Source organism: Streptococcus sp. HMSC072D07, assembly GCF_001814835.1.
Lineage (GTDB): Bacteria > Bacillota > Bacilli > Lactobacillales > Streptococcaceae > Streptococcus.
The window spans coordinates 1,731-2,581 of sequence record NZ_KV818076.1 but is presented as its reverse complement, the minus strand read 5'-3'; the positions used below and the strand labels follow the sequence as shown (position 1 = coordinate 2,581).

The window sequence follows — 851 nt, the reverse complement described above, 5'->3', positions numbered from 1 at the left end:
ATTCATTTCAGGTGGTTTTCTTTTGCTTTTCTATTATTACTCTTCTTGTAGTATCATTCATATGGTATAATGGGTTAAGAGTTTATAATCTTTGTTCTTCAGATACAAATAGTAAATACTCAGGAGGAAGTCAATGAAACAATATAGGAAAAAAATACTAATCATTCTGGGAATTTTAAGCCTCTTAGTCATAACAGGAACTTGTTTCTTTCTTCTCTTGAAGCCCAGTCAGAAACCCAAAGAGCTAGAGTATTTAATGGGAACTGCTAGGGGAAAATCAGATTTTCAACTATTTGGAGATAAGAATCAATATGTCCTTGCGCCTAAAAACAAAGGGAGTTTCTTTGTCAGTAAAACATATGCGATCACAGATGAATACAAGACTTTTATAGTAGAGAAAGAAGGAGAGATACATGAAATCCCTCACCTTCAGATGGAGGGAGAGTATTGGAACTTGATTTTGTATAATTTAGACGAGGAGGGCTTGCCTGAACGAAAGATTGACCTTTTTCAGGCAGTGCGAAACTACAATCCGAAAGGCGTTCCTACAAGACTGATTGACTCCTATTACGTTGAGGATACTCACTACTTTGGGTTAAAAATTGTAGATTTAACGGATGAAGAGAATCGAAGTTACAAAACAGTCTATCTCAATTTGGAGACAGAAGAAGTAGTTGAACTTCCAAAAGACACAAAGTTTGGGATGGATTCAATTATCAGTAGTACTGTAAGAGCAACGAATTATGATAAAATTTTAGACTCTAAGGGTTATATTGATCCATCAAATAAGATCGTCACAACTAGGCTTGAAGGACAAGTTCCAGACCCTAACATCAATCTCTATAGTCTTT

The 851-nt window shown here is 35.4% G+C and carries 1 protein-coding gene; it reads left to right on the top strand.

Going from position 1 to position 851, the window contains the following annotated elements:
* Positions 1-133: 133 nt before the first annotated feature.
* Positions 134-851 (top strand): hypothetical protein (locus tag HMPREF2991_RS07830; RefSeq protein WP_070683796.1); only part of this gene is annotated, 718 nt, incomplete at its 3' end.